Annotated in this window: 20 protein-coding genes and 1 pseudogene; 8 read left to right on the top strand and 13 right to left on the bottom strand. The window is 62.3% G+C overall.

Going from position 1 to position 24,596, the window contains the following annotated elements:
- Window positions 1-7 precede the first annotated feature (7 nt).
- The 6 genes from SINAC_RS16175 to SINAC_RS16150 all read right to left on the bottom strand — a co-directional run bounded on the left by SINAC_RS16175 (window position 8) and on the right by SINAC_RS16150 (window position 6,646).
- On the bottom strand, window positions 8-1,189 hold the full coding sequence (locus tag SINAC_RS16175; protein WP_015246710.1) for a DegT/DnrJ/EryC1/StrS family aminotransferase: 1,182 nt from the start codon (window positions 1,187-1,189) through the stop codon (window positions 8-10).
- Between the two features lie 75 nt (window positions 1,190-1,264).
- Window positions 1,265-1,774 carry a sirohydrochlorin chelatase gene (locus SINAC_RS16170; protein WP_015246709.1) on the bottom strand — a complete coding sequence of 170 codons (510 nt, stop codon included), beginning with the start codon at window positions 1,772-1,774 and terminating at the stop codon, window positions 1,265-1,267.
- A gap of 157 nt (window positions 1,775-1,931) precedes the next feature.
- On the bottom strand, window positions 1,932-3,506 hold the full coding sequence (locus SINAC_RS37990) for an RNA polymerase sigma factor (RefSeq protein WP_015246708.1): 1,575 nt from the start codon (window positions 3,504-3,506) through the stop codon (window positions 1,932-1,934).
- A gap of 86 nt (window positions 3,507-3,592) precedes the next feature.
- A complete protein-coding gene (locus tag SINAC_RS16160) occupies window positions 3,593-4,144 on the bottom strand; it encodes a Uma2 family endonuclease (protein WP_015246707.1) in 552 nt (183 codons plus the stop codon).
- Window positions 4,145-4,151: 7 nt separating this feature from the next.
- Window positions 4,152-5,738 carry an FG-GAP repeat domain-containing protein gene (locus SINAC_RS40605; RefSeq protein ID WP_015246706.1) on the bottom strand — a complete coding sequence of 529 codons (1,587 nt, stop codon included), beginning with the start codon at window positions 5,736-5,738 and terminating at the stop codon, window positions 4,152-4,154.
- Between the two features lie 35 nt (window positions 5,739-5,773).
- Window positions 5,774-6,646: a hypothetical protein gene (locus tag SINAC_RS16150; RefSeq protein ID WP_015246705.1), complete on the bottom strand. Its 873-nt coding sequence runs from the start codon at window positions 6,644-6,646 to the stop codon at window positions 5,774-5,776.
- Between the two features lie 403 nt (window positions 6,647-7,049).
- On the opposite strand from SINAC_RS16150, the gene SINAC_RS16145 reads away from it, so the two are divergent.
- Both SINAC_RS16145 and SINAC_RS16140 read left to right on the top strand, forming a co-directional pair.
- Window positions 7,050-7,643, top strand: a complete 594-nt coding sequence (locus tag SINAC_RS16145) for a hypothetical protein (protein WP_015246704.1) — start codon at window positions 7,050-7,052, stop codon at window positions 7,641-7,643.
- 167 nt (window positions 7,644-7,810) lie between these two features.
- Window positions 7,811-8,311 carry a VanZ family protein gene (locus SINAC_RS16140; protein ID WP_244884944.1) on the top strand — a complete coding sequence of 167 codons (501 nt, stop codon included), beginning with the start codon at window positions 7,811-7,813 and terminating at the stop codon, window positions 8,309-8,311.
- Between the two features lie 30 nt (window positions 8,312-8,341).
- Here the strand turns inward: SINAC_RS16140 and SINAC_RS16135 are convergent, their stop codons facing one another.
- From SINAC_RS16135 to SINAC_RS16125, 3 genes are all read right to left on the bottom strand, one after another.
- Window positions 8,342-8,920 (bottom strand): hypothetical protein, encoded by a 579-nt coding sequence (locus tag SINAC_RS16135; protein WP_015246702.1) that lies wholly within the window; start codon window positions 8,918-8,920, stop codon window positions 8,342-8,344.
- Window positions 8,921-8,945: 25 nt separating this feature from the next.
- Entirely contained in the window at window positions 8,946-10,484 is a 1,539-nt protein-coding gene (locus SINAC_RS16130) for an ABC transporter substrate-binding protein (RefSeq protein WP_015246701.1), read from the bottom strand.
- A gap of 230 nt (window positions 10,485-10,714) precedes the next feature.
- Window positions 10,715-11,398 carry a hypothetical protein gene (locus SINAC_RS16125; protein WP_015246700.1) on the bottom strand — a complete coding sequence of 228 codons (684 nt, stop codon included), beginning with the start codon at window positions 11,396-11,398 and terminating at the stop codon, window positions 10,715-10,717.
- Window positions 11,399-12,198: 800 nt separating this feature from the next.
- Here SINAC_RS16125 and SINAC_RS16120 point away from each other — a divergent pair.
- From SINAC_RS16120 to SINAC_RS16095, 5 genes and pseudogenes are all read left to right on the top strand, one after another.
- On the top strand, window positions 12,199-13,596 hold the full coding sequence (locus SINAC_RS16120; RefSeq protein ID WP_015246699.1) for a dipeptidase: 1,398 nt from the start codon (window positions 12,199-12,201) through the stop codon (window positions 13,594-13,596).
- Window positions 13,597-14,168: 572 nt separating this feature from the next.
- Window positions 14,169-14,594, top strand: a pseudogene (gene tnpA / locus SINAC_RS41885) (IS200/IS605 family transposase); the annotation flags it as partial.
- Window positions 14,595-15,252: 658 nt separating this feature from the next.
- A complete protein-coding gene (gene serS, locus SINAC_RS16105; RefSeq protein WP_015246697.1) occupies window positions 15,253-16,548 on the top strand; it encodes a serine--tRNA ligase in 1,296 nt (431 codons plus the stop codon).
- Window positions 16,549-16,597: 49 nt separating this feature from the next.
- On the top strand, window positions 16,598-17,977 hold the full coding sequence (gene mgtE / locus SINAC_RS16100) for a magnesium transporter (protein WP_015246696.1): 1,380 nt from the start codon (window positions 16,598-16,600) through the stop codon (window positions 17,975-17,977).
- A 12-nt stretch (window positions 17,978-17,989) separates the two neighbouring features.
- Window positions 17,990-18,733 (top strand): creatininase family protein, encoded by a 744-nt coding sequence (locus tag SINAC_RS16095; protein WP_015246695.1) that lies wholly within the window; start codon window positions 17,990-17,992, stop codon window positions 18,731-18,733.
- Between the two features lie 94 nt (window positions 18,734-18,827).
- On the opposite strand, the gene SINAC_RS16090 is transcribed toward SINAC_RS16095, so the two are convergent.
- From SINAC_RS16090 to SINAC_RS16075, 4 genes are all read right to left on the bottom strand, one after another.
- On the bottom strand, window positions 18,828-19,748 hold the full coding sequence (locus tag SINAC_RS16090; protein ID WP_015246694.1) for a hypothetical protein: 921 nt from the start codon (window positions 19,746-19,748) through the stop codon (window positions 18,828-18,830).
- Window position 19,749: 1 nt separating this feature from the next.
- Complete coding sequence (locus SINAC_RS16085) at window positions 19,750-20,853, bottom strand: hypothetical protein (protein ID WP_015246693.1); 1,104 nt, start codon at window positions 20,851-20,853, stop codon at window positions 19,750-19,752.
- A gap of 10 nt (window positions 20,854-20,863) precedes the next feature.
- The gene (locus SINAC_RS16080) at window positions 20,864-22,186 is read right to left on the bottom strand and encodes a di-heme oxidoredictase family protein (RefSeq protein WP_015246692.1); all 1,323 of its coding nucleotides are present in this window, start codon (window positions 22,184-22,186) and stop codon (window positions 20,864-20,866) included.
- 157 nt (window positions 22,187-22,343) lie between these two features.
- Window positions 22,344-22,766 (bottom strand): BlaI/MecI/CopY family transcriptional regulator, encoded by a 423-nt coding sequence (locus tag SINAC_RS16075; RefSeq protein WP_015246691.1) that lies wholly within the window; start codon window positions 22,764-22,766, stop codon window positions 22,344-22,346.
- 432 nt (window positions 22,767-23,198) lie between these two features.
- On the opposite strand from SINAC_RS16075, the gene SINAC_RS16070 reads away from it, so the two are divergent.
- Window positions 23,199-24,434, top strand: a complete 1,236-nt coding sequence (locus tag SINAC_RS16070) for a M48 family metallopeptidase (protein ID WP_015246690.1) — start codon at window positions 23,199-23,201, stop codon at window positions 24,432-24,434.
- Window positions 24,435-24,596: the final 162 nt, after the last annotated feature.

The raw sequence follows: 24,596 nt of genomic DNA, 5'->3' as shown, positions 1-24,596 counted from the left end.
TCCGGGATCAGGCGGCGCGTCCGCTCCCCTTCTTCGAGGTCTTCGCCCGTTCCTCGAAGATCTGGCCGATGGACTCGACCACGTGCCGTTGGGCTTCTTCGGCCAGCTCCGGATACATCGGAAGGGCCAGGGTCTCGTTCGCGGCGGCTTCCGAGTGGGGGAAGTCGCCCGGGGTGTGGCCCAGCGAGGCGAAGCAGGTCTGCAAGTGGAGCGGGACCGGGTAGTAGATCTCGGTGCCGATCCGACGCGCGGCCAGTTGCTCGCGGAGGGAGTCGCGGATGGCGGAGGGGACCCGGATCACGAACTGGTTGTAGACGTGGAACCGGTCGGTCGACTCGGTGGGCAGGACGACCTCGCGGGTTGACGCCTGGCCTTCGAAGAGATTTTGGTAGCGTTCCGCGACCGTGCGCCGGCCCTCGGTCCAGGCGTCAAGGTGGCGGAGCTTGACCCGGAGCACGGCGGCCTGCAAGGCGTCGAGCCGGGAGTTGAAGCCGACCTCGTGGTGGTGGTACTTGGGCTCCATGCCGTGGACCCGGAGTCGGGCGACCCGCTTGGCGAGTTCGGGATCATCGGTCGTGACCAACCCGGCATCGCCGAATCCCCCCAGGTTCTTGGAGGGGTAGAAGCTGAACGCGGCGGCTGTGCCGAGTCCGCCGGTTCGGCGTCCTTTGTACGATGCGCCGATGGCTTGGGCGGCATCCTCGATGACCGCCAACCCGTGCTTCTTGGCGATCGCGTTGATCGGGTCCATGTCGGCCGTCTGGCCGTAGAGGTGGACCGGGATGATGGCCTTGGTCCGGGGCGTGATCGCCGCTTCGATCAGTGCGGGGTCGATGTTGAACGTTTCCGGGTCGATGTCGACGAAAACGGGCTTGGCCCCCGTGCGCCAGATTGCCCCGGCCGTCGCGAAGAACGAGTAAGGGGTGGTCACGACTTCATCGCCGGGGCCGACTTCCAGCGCCATCAAGGGTAACAGAAGGGCGTCGGAACCGGAGGCGCAGCCAATCCCGTGCTCGGCCTCGCAATAGCGGGCGACCTCGGCTTCGAGGGCGGCGACTTCGGGCCCCAGAATGAAATACTGACTCTCGATCACGTCGCGGACCGCTCGCTCGATCTCGTCGCGAATGGTCTGATACTGCGCCTTCAGGTCGAGGGCGGGGACACTCAGGGACTCAATCGAGAGACTCATCGCCTTCACTCCTTTGAGGCCCCGGACCGTACCCGAGGCGGTTCTCCATCCATGGAGAAAATCGGCCGATGCACGCTAGTCCTTCGGTCGAATTGTGTCAAGAGGGGCCAGAACGGTGGAATCTCCGAGGGGGCCGTGATGACCCATCGGCGCGTAAAGCTTTGCCAGGTCATCTGATGAGGCGAAAGCGGGGGCCTCGTCAGCACCGTCAAGCCGGGCGATCCGTTCGGCGACAAGTTGCTCCAGGAGCGGGTCGGGGCCCAGTGCGGGGCCGAGCCGGAATTCGACAGTGGGATGGGCCTGCCTCAAGGCGTCGCGCGCGGCGGTCAGGTCGCGCAGCAAGTGGACGCCCGCCGAGAGGAAGTAGGGGATCATCAGGACCCGGGTCGCGCCTTGGGCCACGCAGCGTCTGCCGCCATTGAGGATGTCGGGATCGGCGAGTTCGAGGAAGCAGGGTTCAACGATCGGATGCTCACCCCGCTCCATGAACCGCGCCGCGAGCTGGTGGAGGTCGTCGTTGGCCGGCGCGTGCCGGCTCCCATGAGCGATCAGGAGCACGGCGGTCAGGTCTGCAGTGGACGCCATCAGTTCGGGCTCGTCGATCCTTCGCGAATTCAAACGGGAGGCGGCAGCGGACTCGCGAGGAGTCTCTGCCGCCTTCCCATTCTAATCATGAGGTCCGCGCGACGATCAAGGTGGATCAACGCTTTGCGTATCAGGAATCTCCCAATGAGTGCAGAGTTCAGTTGGGAGAGACGCCAGAGATTTTCGCTTTGGCCCGAAGTGCGGCATGTTCGGTAACGAGTTGGTCCATTTCTTGCTCCAGTTCCTTGATCAGCTTTTGCACTCGATGGTGCTTGGCGACCGGTGAAGCAGGTGAGTCGGGTGACGTTGCAGCGGGGAGTAATCCTGTCACCTGACTTGAGAAGTCAAACTTAACCCCGGTTCGGGGATCGATCATGGTTAACTGGTCGTCGCTCCCCTGGTTCGCAGATTTCGTTGGCACGTTGGCATCCGGATCGGAGTTGGGATCTTGCCGGTTCGTGATCTTACGAAGTTGCCGAAGCCGGTTCGCAATCTCGTCGTGGACCTCAGCGGTGTGACGGATGATGAGACTGATGTTCGGGTGGAACGGAGTGATCGAGCCAATCGGTCCTGTTTCCCTGAGCGGTTCTGCAATTGCGGTCATCGAGTTACTCTGAGTTGTCCAACGGCCAGGGGCGACGGATGATGTGAGAAGTTCGATCAGGGGTGCATAGTCGGTTCTTGGCCGGCCGCTTGAGCGGGAGGCCTTTGCCCTTCCGTCTGTCGTTACGGTGGGGGGAACGACGAGGTCACCGACGTAGTAGGGTTTGGGATAGGTCGACTCTGAGCTGTGCCTGGTGGGTTTGGCCTGGCTCGTCTTCGTGTGGTTGGTGGGAGCAGGCTCGCCAGGTTTCTCGTCCGGTGCTGGGACGGCGAGAGCCACCACTCCGGTCAGAATGAACCCGGCCATGATCGCCACGGCAGCGGTGGTTTTCAGTTTGGTCATCCACATAGCGCTCAGGACTCCTTCCATAAGCGCGGCCGCCGGAACCGAGAGGGCCCCGGACATTGCCGCTCGACCTGCCGCGATACGCATCGCGGACTGGATTGTCTCTTCCGACAAGATGCGGGGAATCATCGCGGCCGTTGTCTGTTGCGAGGCCCCGACTAAGAATCCGGCGGACAGGACGACGCCCTTGCGCGTCAATCGTTCTCGGAGGAGCCGGCGGGCCCGAGCCATCCGGCTCCGCACAGTGCCGACCGGCCAGCGGAGCTGCGCCGCGGCCAATTCGTGCGTCAGGCCCTGGAAATAGCAGAGGACGATCGGTGCGCGGAGCCGCTCGGGGAGTTGGGCAAGTTCGTGATGGAGCAGTGGTGAAACGTCGTGCCCGTCGAGGTCTTCCGAAGGGGCCTGAGGGTCCAGGTCCGCCACGGGGTTTTCTCTTGTGATTCGGATCTCCCGGTTTGCCCTGGCCCGGTTCGCCACGCGGTAGGCGACGGAGTAGATCCAGGGGCCGAGCGAAGTTTCGACGTGGATTGCCCCTGCCTTGCGGACGAGGACGAGGAGTGTCGCCTGAAACGCGTCCTCGACGTCGCCACGGTCGCGGAGCAGGTTACGGCATACGTGCAGGACGAGCGGGCCGTGCCGTGCGAGCAACGCTTCGAAGGCGGCTTCGTCATTGCGAGTCGCGAACCGCGCGAGGAGCTGCCCGTCGGTCATCCCGGTGAGGGTTCCACCGTGGAAGATCCGCTGAATTTGCGGGAGGACCGCGCCGCCGATTCCGTTCGCCATGGCCGCTGACACTCCGTTTGAGAAGGCTCTGCCAACTCAGATAATGCGACGGAGGCCGGTTTCAATCTCGATTTTCCGTTTTTTGCTCATTGCGGGAACAAGTCGCCCACACGACAACGGAAGCCGGGCACCAGTTCACCTCCGTCAATTTCTTCGTCGGCTGTCAGAATGGTCTGGGCGTTTGGGGCAAAGTGCACGGCAACGGTCCGGGTTTTAGGCTTCACGATCCAGACGACCTTGGTTCCCGCGCCAAGCCAGTCAGCCACTTTTTCATCAACCTCGTCAACCGTGTCGCCTGGCGAGACGACTTCGACCGCCAGGTCGGGGGCCCCTGGCCAGAAGGCTTTGGGAAGGCCGGTTTGCGGGATCCGCTCGCGACGTACAAACGCGACGTCGGGGGCGCGCACTGTGTCGGGATCGGTTGCGATCTTGAAGCCCGTCTCAGCTCCGAAAACGGTGCCGAGCTTATGACTCTTCACGAACGGCAACAGAAAGGCCGTGATCTCAGCGATGATCGCTCCGTGCTCGCTCCCTGCTGGAGACATGATCTTCAGTTCCCCTCTCACCAGTTCATGGCGCATCCCATCTCGTGGCGTCTTCCAGAGTTGGTCGGCAGTGATGGGGTGGGAAATGCTCATGGCTTCCTCATTTGAAGAAATGCGTATTTAGCTTGTTTGCCTTGGGCCGATACCAGACGACGTTGTGGGTGGAGCCGCCGACGGCGACGAAGTCGGGAGTGCCGTCGCCGTCGATGTCGCCGCCGCGAAGGTCCTGGGCGGCGATGGCGGGGTCGATGACGGTCCGGTTCCAGGTCTTACCATCGAAGTCATAGCCGAGCAGGCTCGTTCCCTTACCGCGATAGCCGGCGAAGACCTCGTCGTCGCCATCCCCATCCACGTCGGCCACCCAGAGGGCGTGTCCATCTTTGAGGGTTGAGTCGATGACCGTCCGGGGGCCGAATTCTCTTCCCCCAGACAGTTTGTTTTCTTGGGATGTGTAGATGGCTACGTCTGTTCCGTGCCAGGGCTCGACCGTCGCAAGGAACTTACGGCCGTCCTTGAGCCGGCCGACGTGAATCTCGCTCGCCCCTTTCTTGGGGGCCTCGCCGGTTGCGCCCGGGACGAGGGTTTGGTGGTGACGAAGGAGCACTCCGCTCGTCATGGCAGGGGCGGAGTACATGGTGATTCCGAGGTTGCTTGCACTAAGGACCACGGGCATTTTGACGCCCGCCGACATGGGATCACCATTGAGGTCGACTACGTCGATGGCATGAAGAACCGGTGCTTTGCCAATTTCCTCTTGGGACCGCAGAAGACGGGGCTTCCAGTCGATATCTACAGGCGTTTGTGGGGCTCCGCCCGAGCTTTCCTTCGAGGCTGTAGTCAGTGGATTCTTATTGCCGAGTGGCTGATTGCCCAAGGTGGTGTCCGAGTTCGTTGGAGCCTGTCCTCCGCCAAGCCCGCCTCCGCCTCCGATTCCTCCGCGCTTCCCTTCTGGGCTGTCGTTGGTGCGGCTAGCATTACGACTGTGAAATGGCTCACCGTCTCGATGCGACTGCACGGTAAAGAGGACCAGGTGAGCCGGTTCCTCCGCGAAAACGGGGGGCTTAGCCGAGGGGCCAAAAAGAGGGGCAACAACGAGATTAGTCCACTTCTTGACGAGGCGATTCTCTTGCTCAGGTTGGTTCGTCAACCCCGAAGATTTTGATGGAAACGGGAGTTCATTCTTCATCCACCGGAGCCGATGGATGCTGGGAACATCGGCGACCTGCGCGAGCGTCCAGGGATCGTCGAGACTTTTCCCGGGATGCGCAAGGAGGAGCTTGCCTTTGGTCGGCTGGTTCATGGCGAATTCGTAGGCGATGGCGATCTCCGCTTTGCCATCGCCGTCGAGGTCGGTCGTGGCGGTGCTGATGATGCCGGGGGTCTGCTCTGGGGTTGTGACGATCCGCTTCTTCCAGGTTGGGTTCTCATACCAGGCGCAGGTGCCGCCGCCGAGGGCGACGACGTCGGGTTTGCCGTCGCCGTTGACGTCGGCGACCTCGACCTGGTAGACGCCCGGGAAATTGTCGTCGATGACGACCCGCTCGAATTGGGGAAGAGGGCGCGGTTCGGCGGCAGGGCAGAGAGCGCCGCACCCAAGGCTGACAGGAAGAAGGAACAGGGCCAAGGAACGAAAGGAGAGTCGGGACGTTCGGGGCCTGGTCGCGCTCGCGAATCCTCGGTGTTTCACAGGGTTGTCCTTCGAGCCTTGGTGATCAACGACCGTCACGTCGGTTCATGTTTGCCCCAGCCGGCGGGAGGTCCGGCGGTGTCCTCGGGTTTGACCCGGAGCTGGGCGAGGTCGACCTCGTTGTGGATGTCGGACTCGGCCGACTTGAGGCGGTTCTCGAGCATTGCGACCCGCTGTTCGAGCAGGGCGATCCGCGCTTCGGCCTCATCGGGACGGCGGGGGCGGGGCACTTCGGGGTAGCCCAGTTGCCGTTGCAGGGCCGAGAACAGGTAGAGCGGGTCGCGGCCCCGGTTGGCTCGGGCGATTTTTCCTTCTTTTTCGCCAAAGAGGATCGGGAATTTTGGCTCGAAACCGGGGTTTCGTCGCTTCTGTTCTGTAACGTAGAAGGCCGAGCGGACGAAAATGAGGTCGGCAAAATCGACGTCGCCGAGCCGGGCACGGAGCAAAAGAATGTAGTCGTGCCAATCTTCGTTGAAGAACGGGTCGGCTGCGATGGCCTCGAGTCCCTTGCCGTAGCCGAGGCGGTTCCGCGACATGGCCTCGAACTGGTAAACGAACAGGCCGGACAGTGTCGGTCCGTCGGCCTTGTAGCGCGCCTCGCGCTCCAGGATCAGAAGTGCCTGGTCCATCGGGAACCGGCTGGTGTCGTGCTCTGCCTCTGCGATGACGTGGGTCTGGAACGGAGTGAAGTAATGGCCGATCCGCCCCATGGCGGGCGCCATGAGTCCGATCGTCTTGATCTCGGTGGCGAGGTAGGAGACGGCTAACGGGAGTCGAGTGGTCGAGAGGAGTTCCTCACTGACGCGAGACAGTACGTCCTGCGACGGTAGCCCGTCGAGCACACGCTCGCGAAACGCATGGAAGAAGTAGGCCTGCTCGATGTACTCCTCACGATCGAGCACCGGCATGAAAGGCTCCTTATCTCTTGGTCTTGGCGTGGCCCAACCTGCTTTGATTCGACCTGTCGCGGCAGAGATGCCGCACGGAGAGGATTGTACACAACGGATCCGCTTCCCATGCACCCTTTTCGGTGGTCGGCTGGCTTCGACGCGGTGGATTTGTGTTCGCGCCAGGAGTCGGGAGATCGTCGGGGTGGCCTGAGTTGGAAGCCAGGGCCAAGGGGGGATGACGATCGGCGATTCATGTTTGATCGCAATCTCCATCCGTTGCGTTGAATGAGTTGGAGCGGTTAACCTTCTAGGGGAAGGAGTCCGTTTTTGATCGCTTTCACATCCATGCCCTGAATCACATCCGCGCATCGCCGTCCTGTTCGGTCGTTGTGCCGAATTTCTGTGACCGGGAGAGGATCCCATGAACCTACAGGTGAGTTCGATCGTCGACGTGATTCTGGATCGGTCGCCGGAGGAGTTGATCGGCGGCGTTTTGATGGCACTCGTCCTCGCGCTTGGGCTGTCGGGCCTGTTTCACCTGATCCGCCGGAAGGTGAGCGATACCTCGACGTTAATCGTTTGCCTGGCGCTTAGCTCCAACCTCGTTGCGATGACCGTTGGCGGGGCGTTCGTTCGGTATAAGTTCACCGGAGGCCGATCGTTGTGGGGCGCGAGGTCGGTGGAAGCCCCGGCGCCTCCCCCCGGAATTCCTGGCGGTCGCTCAGGATTCATCGCCAGCCGGATCCTCGAGTCGGCTGACCTCAATGGTGATCGATTACTCAGCGCCGATGAGGCTGTCTTTGCGGCGGCCCAGTTCGTCAAGGAATCGGGCGAAGGGGGAGACAGTCCACTCGATGAAAGGAGACTGCGTGCCGCCATCTGGGCTCGGCTCGGGCCGCACTCCAGCATGGGAATGGGGAGAGATGGGCCTTCCCGGCCCGCCGAAAGGCCCACGGCGACTGGCAAAGTAGGACACCGCTCTTTCCGGAATGACCGAGAACAATCGTCGCATTGACACCGACAAGCCACGTCAGGAACATGATCGATCTTCGAGGCGAGCAGGGAGCGTCAGCTCCCTGTCTTTGTCTTCCAACGGGCATTGAATAAGTGCCAAGGGAGCTCACCCTCTCCGCTCGCCTGGAAGAAAGCCCAGTAGCGGGTTGCCCGCGCTTCCGGGATCAAGTGAGTTTCTGGGAGGCCGTTGCCTTGCGGAAGATCGTCTTGGGCCTGCTTCTCACCGGTTACGGCGGCCTGCTCTTCTGGCTGACCCTGTCTCCCTGCTCCATCGGCACTCTCGCATGGGAGAATCGGCTCGAACTTCATCCCCTGGGCACAACCGCCAAGTACCTTGAAGTTGGGGGCTGGCTCATGCTGGTGAATGTGGTGGGGAACCTCGCGGCCTTCATCCCTCTGGGGTTCCTCTGGCCCTTTTTCCAAGGGGGACGGACCAGCGTCTGGCGCGTTGGGTGGCTTTCCGCCGCATTGAGTCTGCTGATCGAGACGCTCCAGTTCGCCTCGGGACGACGGATCGCCGATGTGGACGACCTGCTCTTAAATACCCTGGGTGGGTTGCTTGGATATGGGATGTATCTCGTTCTTCGCCGATACCGATGTGTTGCCGTCCTCGTGGCCACTCCGTCTTGCCCGGATCTTGTTTCGAACGGGGCTGGCGATGGGACGTGACGTGATGCGGGATCTGTCTCCGAGGCGTAACTAAGCCTTGAGTTCCGGCACGGTCAACAGAGGGTATTCCCCGATCAGAGTGTCTCGGGTGATCGGGGTCTGAGGAATGAAAAACCGCGCGGCGAGCCGGGAGGAACCGAGGCAGCACTCCTTTTCCAGGAGGTAATAGCGGTTGTATTGATCGATCAGATGGTTGAGGTGATCGACGCCGAGCTCATCGAGAAAGCGAGACCAGCGGCGGTTGAACCGGACCGCACTGGAGATCAGGTCGAGCGCGATCGTTCGTTGGCGGCGCGGAGGGGCGGGGTGACGGGCCCAGACAGGGTTTTCCGCTCCACTCAGGGGCCAGAGCGACTCGATGGGCGAGGCGAAGACCGCCGTGCTCGATTCGGGGCCGGTGACCGCGCTGGCCCACTGGCGGAGACGGACGCGAACCATGTCGAGCATTGCGTTCCGTTCGCGTTGGCAGCGTTCATGCGTCCGCTTGATCGAGTATTCGAGATCCTGTCCTCGCCTGGCGAAGGCAGGGAGATCGAACAGGCCGATCAACTGGTTGATCTCGGCGTTGCCGCTGGTCGTCGGGATTGCTTCGTCGTCAGGCTCGTCCATCCGAAGTCTCGTCGAGAGTCGCGGCTCAGGGGGCGGCTGGAGGTTGGAGGCTGGTGGCCAGGGTATTAAGGCTGCGACGATAGTGCCAGAGCTGCCGCTTGACTCCTCGCCGTTTGGTTCGCTCGGCCCAAGCGCTGGCGACCGCTTGCAAGGCGCGTTCGGTCGTTTCGCCTTGGAGCGCGGCGGCCCGTCCTTTGGTGAGGTCGGCGAGATACCCTTCGGCGTCGGGGATCCGAAGTCCGGGGATCACGCGGTTGGCGTTGAGCGTCTGGAGGACGGCATCGGACCACTGTCGCGCGTCGACGCCGAGGCTCGCTCTTGAGTCGGGCGGTCCTTGGCTCAACAGGGCGGTCCGAACGGCCAGCATCGGGAAGGCGGAGTCGGCACGGACTCGGCTCGCGATGTCGGGACCGATGAGATACTTGGCGAAATCGATTGCCGCCTCGAGTTTCGGCCCCTTTGCCGCCGCGCTGACCCCCACCAACCAACCCCCTCCATAGGGGAGGTAGCTGGGTCGATTGGGCGGCGAGGCCGGCTCGAACTGGTTGCGGCTCGGGTCGAACACGCGTTCCGACCCAGGCAAGCGGGCCACGCCGATCGACTTGCCGTCCCCCCAACTCGCCACGTTCTCCGCGCGATCGATCAACATCGCCGCTTCGCGCCCGCCGAAGGCCCGCCGCGCCGCCTTGATATCGAACGACTCGATCGCGGAGGGGCCGTACGCTTTCAGAGCGGTCAGACCCTGGAGGGCCTCGACGAACGGTGGCGAGTCGATGCGAGGAGCCATCGAGTCGGCATCGAAGAGAAACGAATACTGGTCGTGGTGTTGGCCCAGGCTGGCTGCTCGTGCCAGGTAGGTGGCATCTCCCACCCCTTCGGGATCAGGTCCGAGCGCGAGCGCGACGCCGGACCGAGGCTTGCCATCTTGAGCCCAGTCACGGCCATGAAAGAACTTGGCCAGGGTGTCGAACTGTTCCCAGGTCTCGGGGGGCTTCAGCACGAAGCCGGCTTCCTTTGCCGCCGCCAGGTTGGTCTCACTCTCGAAGGCATCGCGGTGATAAGCCAGGACCAAGGCCGAGCCGCCGTAGGGGAGGCCCAACCTCACGCCGCCATACTTGATCACCTGGTCGCGATAGGCCGGCACCAGGTCGGAGAACTGGAGAGGGTCGGCGGGCCTGTCTCCCGATGACTCCTCGCCTTGCCTGGGTTCGCGCGGTACGGGGGGGCGGGTGACCGCTTCGGGCAAGTCGGCCAGGAGTCCGCCATCGACCAGTTCACCCAAGCGGTCGCCACGGAAGAGAAAGACGTCCACCCCTTCGGACCTGGGGTCGACCGGTTTTTCCCGGATCGTGACCTCGGCCCCTCGGTTTGCCGACCACTCTCCGCGCTGGGCGGTCAGGGTTGGGAGAATGCCAGGGTCTCCGATGGCCGCCGCGACGATTGTGACGCCCTTGAAGGGCTGATCAGGAGCTTTGGGGGCGTTCGCACTCCCCCCGCATCCCACGGTGCCGATGAGGAGAACGAGCATTACGAACCGGCTTCGCGGAGTCCCCAGCCTCGTCATTCCGGCAGACCTCAACGTGATCCATGAACGTAGGGCTCCGAGGCGAAGGCCCGGAGTGAAACTCAGGTGAGTCCCCAATGGTACGCAACGCGGCATTGGGTGGTCAAACAGCGTGTTCAAAGCTCAGCGGGGCGAGGCCTCGGCAAACCGAGGCCCCGCCCCGCGGGGTGCTCATCAAGGGTGCATCGGAGGGGGCCGAACCCAATGAACGTGAACGTGATTTCAATGAATTAGTGGTCGATGCCCAAGCGGTAGCGAAGCTCGTCGAACTGGTCGCGATAGACGTCGTCCGTGGAGTGCAGGTGCTCGGCCTCGGAGATGAACTTCAGGCTATCGTCGCGCCGCAGGCCATGGTCGAGGAGGATCGCCTCGAACGGCTCGAGGTCGTTGGCGTAGACGAAGAGCAGCTTGTGCTCGTCGAACTGCACCTCCATCGGACCGTTGGGATTGAGCGCGGCCAGGCCCGTGCAGCCGTCATGGAGCAGGAGCGGCTCATAGTCATAGAGCGTGCTCTTCAGGATGACCGTATCCATGTGCTCACGATAGAGGTCGGCATGCGCGCCGGGCTCACTCTCATGGCTTGATTCCATGACCACGTCCACTTCGTCCCCCAAGGGGTCGAGCAGGTCCATCAGGACATCAAAGAGCCGTTCGGACGAAACCGAGGCCGCGAGCACCGGCATCTTATTGCCCGTCTCGGGATCGCAATAAACGTCGCGGCGATACCCTTCACGAGGAATCACTTCCAGGCCAAACGACGGACGAACCGCGTCGGTTAGCGCGAAGTTCCCGTATCGTCCTACGCGGAGATGAGCATCAAGCTGATCTTGGCTGAGGTCGTCGAAGCTGGTTCGAGGCATACGGCTCGTGTTGGTACGCAACACCCGCTCGAGGAAGCGTGAGAGAAAATTCATGGGAAAGGGACCCCTCCTAACCGCGACGAACATTGGGAATGTTTCGTGAGAATCCTCGGTCACTGCGTCGAACGACCTCGGGCTTCCGCCCGAACCTAGCCATCCCAGGCGTTCGTTCGACACCGCGCCCAAGGGAGCCGAAAGCCACCCCGGGGACGGTCGCCTTTCCTTTGGCACCGCTTCAATGCCGTTCTTCTATATATACCACGTCCAGCGTCGAAAACCCGCCCGCGATGAAAAACAGAGTGAAGCAAAAACGAGGAGCAGACCGATGCGAGAACGAGGCAATTTCGATCAATCCCTGATCGAACGGTCCGGTTGGTTTCTCGTTGCGTAAAAACCTATTCGCAAATCCGATACCAGTGGCACAACTCGACAGGGAAAATCCCTTTCGGCCTAGCCTGGTCGAAACTTGAGTCTTCTTGCTGGCATTCGGGAGCGATCGTAGGGGAAGTCAACGATGCAATCCCCCTCGATCTTTTTGTAAACTTTGCGCGCTTTGCGTACAAGTCTTCCGTTTTCCCGACCCCGTTCGCATGAAGCGGGAATGCAACATCCCTTCCTTTGGTCCGCTTGAACGACATACGACTTCCCCCTGGCTGGGATCATCCGCCTGGTCGTCGTGGCTTGCGCCCGTGGCTGCGTTTTGCCTGGTTGCCCTAACTTGTGAAGGGGCGTGGGGCGAAGGTCGCGCCGCAAACCATCGCCCGGGCTCGTCGGGACTGTTATACTGGGTTCCCCGCGGGATTCCGCATGATGAGGAAGGTCCGGAACCAGGTTACTGACGAGGGGTGTTGGACATGGCGATCGACCGGGTGGATGCCTATATCGACGCTCATCGCGCGGATTTCGTGGAGCAGCTCAAAGCGCTGATCCGGATACCCAGCGTCAGCGCCCAGCCCGATCACGACGCCGACACCCGCCGCGCGGCCGAGTTCATCCGCGACGACCTCGAGGCGATGGGACTGGCCGCCGAGCTGATCGAGACCAAGGGGCATCCGATCGTCTTTGCCCGGAACGCCCCACGGCCCGGACGTCCCACGGTCCTTATCTATGGCCACTACGATGTTCAGCCCCCGGAGCCTCTCGAACCCTGGGTCTCTCCCCCGTTTGAACCGACCGAGCGCGACGGCAACCTCTATGCCCGAGGTGCCACTGACGACAAGGGTCAAATGTTCACCCACCTCAAGGCCGCCGAGGCCTGGCTCAAGGGGGCGGGCGAACTTCCCTTGAATGTGAAGTTTCTGATCGAGGGGGAGGAAGAGGTTGGCGGAGCGAACCTCGAGCAGTTTGTCGCTGAGAACAAGACAAAACTGGCGTGCGACTACGCGGTGATCTCGGACACAAGCCAGTTTGCCCCCGGCATGCCGGCGATCACCTATGGCCTGAAGGGGTTGGCCTACTTCGAGGTGCTCGTCCAGGGGGCGCGGACCGACCTCCATTCGGGGACCTTCGGGGGGACCGTCGCCAATCCTTGCAACGCCCTTGCGGTGATCCTTGCGAGCCTGAAGGGGCCGGACGGGAAGATTCAGCTCCCCGGTTTCTACGACCCGGTCAAGCCCTTGGAAGATTGGGAGCGGGCGGAGTTCGCCAAGCTGCCGTTCTCGGAGGCCGAGTTTCAGGCGAGTCTCGGTGTATCGTCGTTGGAAGGGGAGTCGGGCTACACGACCCTCGAGCGGAAATGGGCCCGACCAACCTGCGACGTGAACGGGATCTTTGGCGGTTATCAAGGACCTGGTCCCAAGACCGTCCTGCCCTGCAAGGCGGGAGCCAAGCTCAGTTTCCGTCTCGTCCCCGGCCAAGATCCGACGACGGTGGCCGAGCAGTTTCGGGCTCACCTCAAAGCGGTCTGCCCCCCCGGGGTCACCTATGAGCTGATCGTTCACCACGGTGCCCCTGCCGTCCTCGTCGGGGTCGACAGCCCCGGCGTTCGCGCGGCCGTCCGCGCCGTCGAGGCGGGCTTCGGTAAGGCCCCGGTCTTCATCCGCGAAGGGGGCTCGATTCCCGTCGTGGGGCTTCTCAAAGATCAACTCGGAGTCGATACCCTCCTCCTTGGCTGGGGGCAGAACGACGACAACCTGCACGGGCCTAACGAGAAGTTCTCCCTGGCCGACTTCCAGAAGGGAATCAAGGCTAGTGCTCACCTGTTCGAGGAACTGGTCAAAGAGGGAGATCGATCCGAATCCGCGGTGCCATAATTTCGTAACCGTTTCTGATTGTGTTTGGCGAGCGTCAGGAACCTTTGGAAGAATGGTGTGAGCCCAAGTTTTCTCGTAGCCCCGAGGAGTCGACCGTTTCTAGCCAGGGGCGCAAGCCCCTGGAGTTGAGGCCGATCCCCTCGGTTCTTTTGCAGCCCTGAAGGGGCGACCGTTTCTAGCCAGGGGCGCAAGCCCCTGGAGTTGAAGTAGATCCCCTCGGTTCTTTTGTAGCCCCGAAGGGGCGACCGTTCCTAGCCAGGGGCGCAAGCCCCTGGAATTGAGGCGGACCCCCTTCTTCGTTCTTTGTTTTTTTGTAGCCCTGAAGGGGCGACCGTTCCTAGCCAGGGGCGCAAGCCCCTGGAGTTGAGGCGGACCCCCTTCTACGTTCTTTTTTTTTGCAGCCCTGAAGGGGCGACCGTTCCTAGCCAGGGGCGCAAGCCCCTGGAGTTGAGGTGGATCTTTAGTTCTTTGTTTTTCGCAGCCCTGAAAGGGCGACCGTCAGTAGCCAGCCCGGGCCGTCAACTTTTCGAAATCATGGTTCGCAATGCCGCAATCCTTGTGTATGTCTTTATTACCATCTAATCTTCAGCACAAAGTCTCGTGAACCTACGCTCAAACCTGAAATTCTGCCTCGTTTGTACGAGTATATTGGAGGTTATCTTCGCGCGGAGAAGGGAACTCTACTCGCAGCAGGTGGAATGCCTGATCACGTTCATTTGCTCGTTTCTTTGTATAAGCAGTCTTCTTTGGTAGAGGCGTTGCGTGGCATCAAGTCCGTTTCTTCGAAATGGGTTCATGAGACGTACGACGATTTGAGGAGTTTTGCCTGGCAGTCGGGATATGGGGCGTTCACCGTCAGTTACTCCCAACTCGCAAACGTAAGAAAATATCTCGAAGATCAGAACGAACATCATCGGACAACAACGTTTCAGGAGGAGTATCTCATCTTCTTGGAACGGCATGGAATTGAATACGACGAGAAATACCTGTGGGATTGATTCGCGACGCGTTTGGCCTCGGCTCGCCATCGGTTGAAAGTGAGGGGGATTGGGGTCCCTTTCGGGGGCTTGCGCCCCTCCGGGGCTACGGGAAGTCATGGGGTGATAGCACAATTCCAGGGGCTTGCGCCTCTGGCTATGAACGGTCGCCCCTTCGGGGCTGCGGGAAGTCATGGGGTGAAGCCATGTGTCCAGGGGCTTGCGCCCCTGGCTATGAACGGTCGCCCCTCCGGGGCTACGGGAAGCTACGGGGTGGTAGCACAATTCCAGGGGCTTGCGCCCCTGGCTATGAACGGTCGCCCCTTCAGGGCTGCGGAGCGGGAATTGAGAGTTTAGAGGTGTTGACCCTCGAGTTGGCTATTGTGAAATGGCTGAGGGCCGGGCTTGGACTCCGGTGCGAGGGCCGGAAGGCTGAGGACCGAGTGTGGCCCCCAGCCTTTCAGGGCGATAGGCCAATGATCCAGCCGAACGAAGATCGCTCTAGCATGAGTATCCATCTCGGGGGCTGGCGACGAACGGTCGCTACTCCAGGTTGCGATCATGCTTCGGGGCAGGTCGCTCAACCGAGGGGCGTGCATCCCTGACGATTGACGACCGCTCATTTCAGGTTGGACGTTTCTAACTATCACGAGACCTTTTTGTTTTTCAGGGTCGTTCGATGCTTGATATTAAATATCTCTTGGCCAATGTCGAGGCCGTCAAACAGAATTGCCGCAATCGAAACGTCCCAACTGATATCCTGGATGCCGTTGATGTCGTCGTCGAGTTGGAGCAGAAGCGGAAGACGCTCCTCCAAGAAGTCGAGGAAGTTCGCCGGCTCCAAAATGCCAACGCCCAGGCGACGGGGAAGGAGAAGGACCCGGAAAAGCGCCAGGCATTCATTGCCGAGGGGAAACAACTCAAGGCCTCGATCGGTGATAATGAGACCGAGCTCAAGAGCCTTGATGCTCACTTGAAAAGCCACCTGGCGCGGATTCCGAATCTCACCCACCCCGATGCTCCGATCGGTGCCCTTGAGGACGAGAGCCTCGAACTTCGCAAAGTGGGCACGCCTCGCGCTTTCGATTTCAAGGCGAGGGACCATGTTGAGATCGGCAAGGCGCTCGACCTGATCGACTTCGAGAGCGGGGCCAAGGTCTCGGGCCATGGTTTCTACTTCCTCAAGAACGATGCCGTTCTGCTCGAACTAGCACTCCAGCAGTTCGCGATCCGGACGCTCGTGGCGAAGGGGTTCTCCCCCATCGTCACGCCCGACCTGGCGCGGAACCAGATTCTCGAGGGGATCGGGTTCACCCCGCGCGGGACCGAAACGCAGATCTACTCGGTCGAGGAATCCGACCTCAGCTTGATCGGCACTGCGGAAATCACCTTGGGTGGAATGCACGCCGATGAGATCTTTGATGAGGCGGTGCTCCCCCTGAAATACGTTGGGCTCTCGCACTGCTTCCGGACCGAGGCCGGCGCTGCGGGGCGGGCGAGCAAGGGACTCTATCGGGTTCACCAGTTCACGAAAATCGAGATGTTCGCCTTCACGACGCCCGAGGCGTCCAACCAGGCGCATGCGGAACTGCTTGCGATCGAGGAAGAAATCTTCACGGCCTTGGGTATCCCTTATCGAGTGCTCGACATTTGCTCGGGCGACTTGGGCGGCCCGGCCTATCGCAAGTACGATCTTGAAGCCTGGATGCCGGGTCGCGGCGAAGCCGGGGAATATGGTGAGGTCACCAGCACCTCGGATTGCACCGACTACCAGGCGCGTCGGCTCAATATTCGCTACCGGCCGTCGGGTCAGAAGGGGACTCGATTTGTCCATACGCTCAACGGTACGGCGCTGGCTTTGAGCCGGGCCCTGATCGTTATCCTCGAGAACTATCAGCGCGCGGACGGCCTGGTGGATGTCCCCACCGTGTTGCAACCGTATATGGGGAAAGAGGTCATTGGCCGTAGGCCCTGAGTTGTCAGGCACGATTTCTTCGAATGTTACGCGTCCATGAGGGTACCGAATGCGAAACCCGCTGCTGGTTCCCGACCTGCGCGAGTTGATCCAGGCCGGTGAGACGGCGGCGCTTCGCGACTTCTTCAGCGATCACCACCCCGCGCAGGTCGCCGAGATGATCGAGGACCTCCGTCCAGTGGAGGGGGACACGATCCTCGGCCTTCTCCCTGCGCGGAACCGCGCCGAGATCCTCAGCTACCTCGATAGCGAGCGCCAGGTTCACCTGATCGAGTCGATGTCGCCGGCCGAGTCGGCCGCCTTGCTCCACCTGATGTCCCACGATGAGCGGGCCGACCTTGTCAACCGGCTCGAAGAGGACAATGTCGATCGGATCCTCCCCCACCTGGCGCAGGCCGAACGCGAGGATATCCGTCGGCTCGCCAGCTACGAGCCGGGGACAGCCGGTTCGGTAATGACGACCGACTATGTCACACTCTCCCCACAACTGACCGTCCGCGAGGCGCTGGAACGGCTTCGGCACGATGCGCCCGACAGTGAAACGATCTATTACAACTACGTCGTCGACCCGCAGCGCAAGCTTGTTGGCTTCGTTTCACTCAAGACGCTGATCCTCTCCCGGAGTGCTTCGGCCCGGATCGGCGACATCATGCGGCACGACGTGATCTTCGCTCGGGTCGACGAGGATCAGGAGTCGGTGGCCCGCCAGATTGGCAAGTATGACCTGATCGCCATTCCCGTCGTGGATACCACGGACATGCTGGTCGGTATCATCACGCATGACGATGCGATGGACATTCTCCGGAAGGAGCAGACCGAAGACATCCTCGCCTTCGGTGGTGTTTCGAAGGATGCCGAGGCCGATGAAGAGTCGTACTGGCAAGGGCGGATCGTCGAAGCGGTCCGGCGGCGGATCGGCTGGCTCTTGATGCTCTTCCTTGCCGGAACGATCACTCGCTTTGTCGTGCACTCATTTAACTGGGTGAACGATCGTTTCCCGCTCCTCGAGTTCGACACCTTTATTCCCCTTTTGATCGGGACCGGCGGGAACGCGGGGAGCCAGAGCGTCGGCACGATCATCCGTGGCCTCGCCTTGGGCGATATCCGCCCGAGCGACACCATCAAGGTGGTCGGCCGTGAAGTGCTGACCGGGCTCCTCCTGGGGATGCTCCTGGGGGTACTCGGATTCGGGTTCACCTGGTTGATCCTTGGTCATCCCCCCATCTTCGGGGCGGTCATTGGCCTGGCAATTCTGGGGATTTGCATTTGGGCCAACGGCGTCGGGGCCTTGGTCCCCTTGCTGGCACGCCGGTTCGACATCGACCCCGCGGTCGTCTCGGCCCCGCTGATCAGCACGCTCGTCGACGCCACCGGCCTGCTGATCTTCTACTCGATCGCCATTCTCTTGTTGATTCGACTCGCCGCGTGAGGAGGCCGCCGCATGCGTTTTGCCGAAATGACCGCCCCAGAACTCCGCGCCCTCTCGCGAGAGGACACGCTGATCATCGCGCCGATCGCCGCGTGTGAGCAGCATAGCCGGCACTTGCCGGTCTTCACCGACTCGATCCTGGTGGGGGCGGTCGCCGACGCGGTCGAGCGCAACTTGCCCGACCGGGTGTTGCTGCTCCCTGTCCTCTGGATGGGTGCGAGCGAGCATCACCTCCCTTTCGGCGGCACGCTCACAGCTTCGCTGCCGACCTATGAACTTGTGCTGATGGAGTTACTGGCCCCCCTGCTCCGCGACGGGTTTCGGCGGACGATGTACTTGAACGGCCATGGTGGCAACATCGACCCGCTTCGGATCGCGCTGCGACGGCTCGACGTTCAGTTCCCCCAAGCCGTGCTGACGGGTGCCGCGTACTGGGAACTCGCCGAGGCCGAGATTGCCGCCCTGTGTGAGGGGCCGCGCAAGACGATGGGGCATGCCTGCGAGATCGAGACGTCGATGATCATGCACCTCCGCCCCGACCTGGTGCGGAAGGATCTGATCCTCGACGATCCCGACCCGGACACCGGCGCACTCCGTTCCATCACCTGGGCCCGCGACTTTGGTCGGCGGACCCAGCACGGCGCCGTTGGCCATCCGGAAGCAGCCGACGCCGAACGCGGCCGGAGGATGCTCGAAGCGATCGGCCGCAAGGTCACCGTGGTCGCGGAAGGGGTTTTGAACCTGCCGCTCAGTTAGCGGGGAGCTTGGCAGACTGTAGCAGTGAATTCCAATGGCCGGGCCGCTTGGAAGACGCAGAGCGAAGGGCCGTGATGAGGCCCTTCGCTGATTTCTAGGAGTTAGTGTAGAGCCGCCCCGCGCGTGACGATGTGGCCCATTTCGGCCGGTAGCGGAACCAGACCAAGGCGTCGGAGTGGGCGTAGTAGGTCAGGCCGAGCACCCGAAACGAGACCATCGCTGAATAGAGGGCGAAGACCCAGAAGGCCCAGAGGCCGATGGCGGCCAACCGCAGCGACGGGATCGCGAAGAGCACGGTCCAGAGGAAGCCTCCGGAGAGCATGACGCTCAGGCCGGCGACCAGCGACGGCTGAACATAATCCCAACCGATCCGGCCAATCGCGACGAGGACCGTGATCGGGTTGGCAGCGGCGAGGCTCTCGTGCAGGAGCGACGCGGCCAGGGTCATTGACGCATAACCGGCACCCATGATGATCAGGTCGGCAAAGATGATCCGGTCGAACCAGTCGATATTGCCGCAGTACATCCAGTAGAGGACGGTGGGGAAACCACCCACGGCCATTCCGAAGAGGGCCGCCCAGATCCAACGGGCGAGCCCTTCGGAGATCGTTTCCGGGTTCCATTCGGGCCAAGCCGGCTGATCGGCTTCTCCCATGGCGCTGGCGACCAGCATCTGGCCGAGGACGAGCAGGGTATATCCCAGCGTCATCGAGAAACTGAATAAGAGCGGGAGGAAGATGGGCAAGGCCAGCAACCCCATCGCCCAGTCCGCGCGGCGGAACGGGTCGACGATCGCGATCCAGTCAAAGACAGGCAGCGAGAGTGCGAACAGGACCGGGGGCATGAACACGAGCAAGGCCACGCCGGGACCGTCGCAGACGGGATGAAGCAGGCAAGCCAGCAGCCCGGCCCCACGGAGGCGTCGCTTCCGGTCGCGTTGGCTGTCTCTGACGGTCCGGATCTCGGCGATGGTTGGGACGACCGGTGCGTTGGGATTGTACCAGGCCTTGCGCATCTCAGCCGCCCCACCTCGGTCGCTCACGGAACCAGCCCAACACCCGGGCATGGCGATGGTAGAAGAGCCCGAGCACTCGCAGAACCACCATCGCTCCGTAGCAGAGAAAGACCCAGTAGCCCCAGTAAGCCAAAGCAGAAATCCAAGGGCTCTGGAACTCAAGAAGAACCGTCAACGCGTAGAAGGCCACGGTCAGGAACGTCGCGATGATGATCGAGGGGAAAAGCCAGGCCCACCCGACCCGCCAGATCGCTCGGACGACGGTCCCCGGGTGAGCCCCCAGAGGATCGTCATACAAGATCGACGCCAGCAGCGCAACTTGTCCGTAGACGGCTCCCAAGGCCGCCAGTTCCACGAGGATGATCGCGTCGAGCAGGTCAACATCCCCACAATACAGCCAATAGGCCACCGAGGGGAACCCACCGAGCAGCCCACCCACCAAGATCGCCCAGATCCAGCGGCCGAGTCCGCGTAGCATCTCCTCGGGATCCCAGTCCGGCCAGCGGGGATGATGGACTTCGCCTATCGCACTTGTGGTGATGATCCGCCCGAAGAAGAGGAGCGTAAAGCCCGCTAACGGTAGGAGCATGAGTCCGGCCGGGAGCAGGGCCAGCATGGCTCCAAGGGGCCCGGTGACACTCCCATTTCCCCAGGCCAGGAAGATCGACAGGAGCGGGGTCGTCGCGAGCCAGAAAACGGGCGGCATGAGCAACAGAAGTGCGATCCCGGTTTCCCCCCAGAGTGGGTAGAGCAGGCTCTCGCGAAATCGGGTCTCCGGGTGAGGCGGTACTCGGATCCAACCGTTCCACCTCGACTTGCTGGATGGTGTCGACCCACTCCGAGTGGAACGGACCCGCGAGGCGGAGTAGCTCGAAGGCCGGGATGGGGAGGAGGCCGCCAGTCCATACGCCCCGGCGGTCGCTTCGCAATCGAGCGCGGGATCCGCCGCGACGGAAGGGGGGGCGGTGATTGTCGTCACGGCCAGAGCGTCCGGAACTCGGAGCAGACCGCCGCAGGAGGGGCATTTGCCGACGCGGCCGGGGACAGCCCCGGCCGCTTTCAGCCTCATGCCACAGGCGCAGACCAAGATGGTGACGTCGGCCACGACTTCGAGGTCACCTCACCGCAAGGGTTTTCGGCTCTTCCGTTTGCGCGGGGGCCCGCAAGGTTTTCAGGAAGGCGATGACCGCGTCGCGATCCGGGCCGGACATTTCTTTGAAGCGGACGGCCACGTCGCTCGCCTCGCCGCCGTGAAGTACGATCGCGTCCTCGAGCGAGGCGGCGCGGCCGTCGTGAAGGTAAGGGGCCGAGTCGGCCACGCCCCAGAGCGGGGCCGTCCGCCATTCGGCGGGAGTCGGCTGCTCCGAGACTGCGAATTTATCGTTGCGGACCGTCGGCTGCGGGATGATCGAGCCGTAGTAACCCGTGCTCGACTCGAGCTCGACCCCCATGTCGTGGAGGAGCATGTCGGAGAAGATTCCTGCGATCGGCCCGAGCTTTTCCGAGTGGCAATCGGCACAGCCAATCTTGGCAAACAACGTGTGCCCGGCCTCGACCTGCGACCGGCTCTTCGAGTCCGAGGGGAGAACCTGGGTGGGGGCGGCGAGGTCGCGGATGAAGTCGGTCATCATCACGCATTGCTCGTCCGTCAGGTCGGTCCCTTCCGACTTGTAGGCGAGTTGACCGAGGGGAACGGCTTGCGGCCGGCCCGGATTGGAGAGGCCAAGCTCGTTGGCGCAGGCGGCCTTGACGAAGTCATTGAGCGTGGCGAACTCGAGTTTCCAGCCGAACCGACCGATCCGGCCGTCGGCGAGCCGCGCGATCCGCCCGCGAACTTTGGAGTCGCGTGCGCCGTTGAGGCCGACGAGGCGGGCGGCGGTCGAGTGCTCGCGCTGGTGCGAGAGCAGCGTCTCGTCCGCGACGGCGTCAATCAGGCCATCGCCGAACAAGGCAGGGGTATTTCGCTGGGTGATCACGACGTCGGGAGAGCGGGTTCGCGACCGGTCGGTGAGCACGCTCAGGGGGATCGACGGCTCGTGGGGGAGAGAGCTGTGGACCAGGTTCAAGGTTTCCTGGAATTCCGGGCGAATTGCCTTCTGATGCACGACGCCCGAGGGGGGGACTTTGCTCGTGGATCCGCCGGAGAGGCCATAGACGGTTACGTTTCGAGCGACCGGTCCTCCGCCTCCCGCTCCGCCTTGGTTATGGCAGGCGAGGCACGAGGTTGCATTGAAGACGGGCCCGAGGCCGTCCCCCTTGGTCAAGGGGTCGTTGACGGTCCAATCGTGATTGAACAGGATGCGGCCCTCGGCCACCGATTTCGCACTGACCGCCTTGGGCCCGGAGCGGCCGAGGCGTTCGACGACTTTCCAGGCCGGGGCTAAGACCAACGCGAGGACGATCCAGTGCGCTGGGCGCATGGGCGAACGTGCGGCCATAATCGGTCTCCCTCTCCGAGGCAGGTCGAGATGCGAGCGATGTGTGGGACGTCGATACGAAATAAAGACCAAGGTCGAGGCCAGTACCTTTGGAGGGAGGAACTGGCCGGACCAAAAATCAGATGAGAGCAGCAGGACCGCGCAGGAAGAGAATGATTCAGGCGGACGGAGAAGAGTCGTTTCCTCTCTTCCGTGATGCGTCGCCGGTCATCTCTTCGAGGACCGACTGGACTTCCTTGGCCTGGCGGGCATCAAGCGGGTGCGACTTCAGCAAGTGGAGCACGAGCAGGCCGGTCTCCCCCTGGTAAAGCTTCTCGACCAGGTTGTTGACTCGTTTCTGGCGGACTTCTTGAGTCGTGATCGCGGGCCGGTAGACGAACGCAAGCTCGCTCCGGTCGCTGGTGACCACGCCCTTGGTCTCGAGGCGGTCGAGCAAGGTGGCGACGGTGGCGTAGGACCACTGACGCCCGGCAGTGCGGAGGGTTTCCAGGACCTCACGGACCGTGGCCTGGCCTCGATCCCAGAGGACCTTCAGTACATCAAGTTCCGAGTCAGGAATGGTCAGTGGACGCTTGGCCATCGGCGGTCATCTCAAAAAGCGAACGGGTCAAATCCGCCCCGATCTCGCGCCCCGTTGGGACGACGCAAGCCCGGGGCCGGGACGGACCGTCTCTCCCGGCAATCGTATCCTAAGACAACTGTCTCACAACGTCAACCCCCTCTCTTCTTACAAACGTCTGGATTTTGATCATTGTCGTCTTGAACTCCCGATTAGCGAATCTGTTAAGGTTGAAGCCCCTGAACGACTTCGGGTTGGTCGAATTCGGATTTCTGAATGGATTTCAGGGGGGATGGTTTCCGAATACTTCTTCTTTTTTCTTCTGCAGGCGTGTCGCAGAAATAACAAACTGGGATATCCTCCGAAGAAGATCGGGGATAATTTGAATCATCAGAGGTCTTCATGATGGCCGATTCTGGCCAACCAGTTGTCGACACATCGCGGAGGCGACGGATGGAGCGAGGGCAACCCCCCCGCGGGTTGCTTTGTCCTGGTTGCGGCTCGGGGCTGGAGCCGCTGGACGAGGTCGCGGGCGATGAGCATCGACTTCGTTGCTCGCATTGCCGCGAGACGTTTCGCGCGCGCCGTCGCGAATCAAGTGACGAGATACCCACAGCCCGTTCCAATATCGAACCACCGCCGGCGGGGTCCTTCTCGTTATTCTGGCGCGGCGTAGCTCTGCGCTGGCTGGAGAATACGTATTGGGCCGGTGTTCTCGCCGGCTCGGCTGGTCTGATCGCCCTGGGGGGCTTCTTACCGGTGATTCGGGGCTGGCTCCGTGACGAGGTTCGAGACTGGGGTGGGGTTCTCGAGATCTTGGGTGGGGTCCACGTGATCACCGAGACGCGCGATCCCGACGCCGACCTTGGTCCGGTGCTCGCTCGGTCGGATGCCCCCCTGCTATTCACGGCTATGGACGAAGTGGCGCGTCGGCTCGGAGTGAAGCCGCCGGGGCAGGTGCGACTGACCTATCTCCCGTGTTGCGGCGTCGTCGCCTGGGAGCGTTCGCGCGCCTTGATTCTTGGCCTGCCCCTGTTGCGCGTTCTAACCATGGCGGAAATTCGCGCGATCCTGGCGCATGAACTCGCCCATCTGGCGCGGGGCGATGCGACTCGCGCGGCCCGCTCGGTTCGCTTCGTCGAAGGCTTGCGCCAGGCGCTCGACCAATCGGCGGGTCAGGAGCACGGGCCGCTTGGGTTCCTGGCACGGACCTGCTTCCGTTGGTCGTCCCGCCTGATCGGTCCGATTGCCCGAGGGCAGGAAACCCGGGCCGATCGCTCGGCGGCCGCGATTGCAGGTGGCAGCGCGGCCGCCTCGGCCCTGGTGAAGGTCGCGCTCGTCCAGCCCCTCTTTCGTGAGGTTCTCGAACACTACAACCCCGACGATCCCGAAGCGCCCAATCTCTACGCCTTCTTCCGCGCCTTCTGGTATCGACTCCCCGCCGAAGTGCACACCGCGATGCGGTTGCAAGTCCTGACCGATGGCGGCGCGCACGACCCTGCGCATCCTCCCCTGCCCGACCGCCTGGCCCTTCTCCAGTCCTATCCCGACCCAGCCTCTGTCACGGGGGACACGATCCCGGCCACCTCGTACGTCGGCGATCTCGAGACGCTTGAGCAGATGCTCCACAACCGGCTCTTCGGGCTTCCCGCCGTCGAACCGAGCGTCTTCCACAAGACGAGGGTTTGACTCTCCGCTCAAGGATTGGGGGGCTCAGGCGAGGAGCCTCTGAGAGTCTGTCCCGGCAGGCGAATCCCTGGCCCGGGGAGCCAGGGTTCCGAGTATGGAACCCGTGGCACCCCAACGGTCTTCATTTCTCGGTGAAGCCTGACCTTCCGGGACTGACACTGA

This window comes from Singulisphaera acidiphila DSM 18658 (assembly GCF_000242455.2).
Taxonomy (GTDB): Bacteria; Planctomycetota; Planctomycetia; order Isosphaerales; family Isosphaeraceae; genus Singulisphaera; species Singulisphaera acidiphila.
Note: the sequence above shows the minus strand (reverse complement) of the source record. Positions and strands in the feature narration are given on the sequence as shown.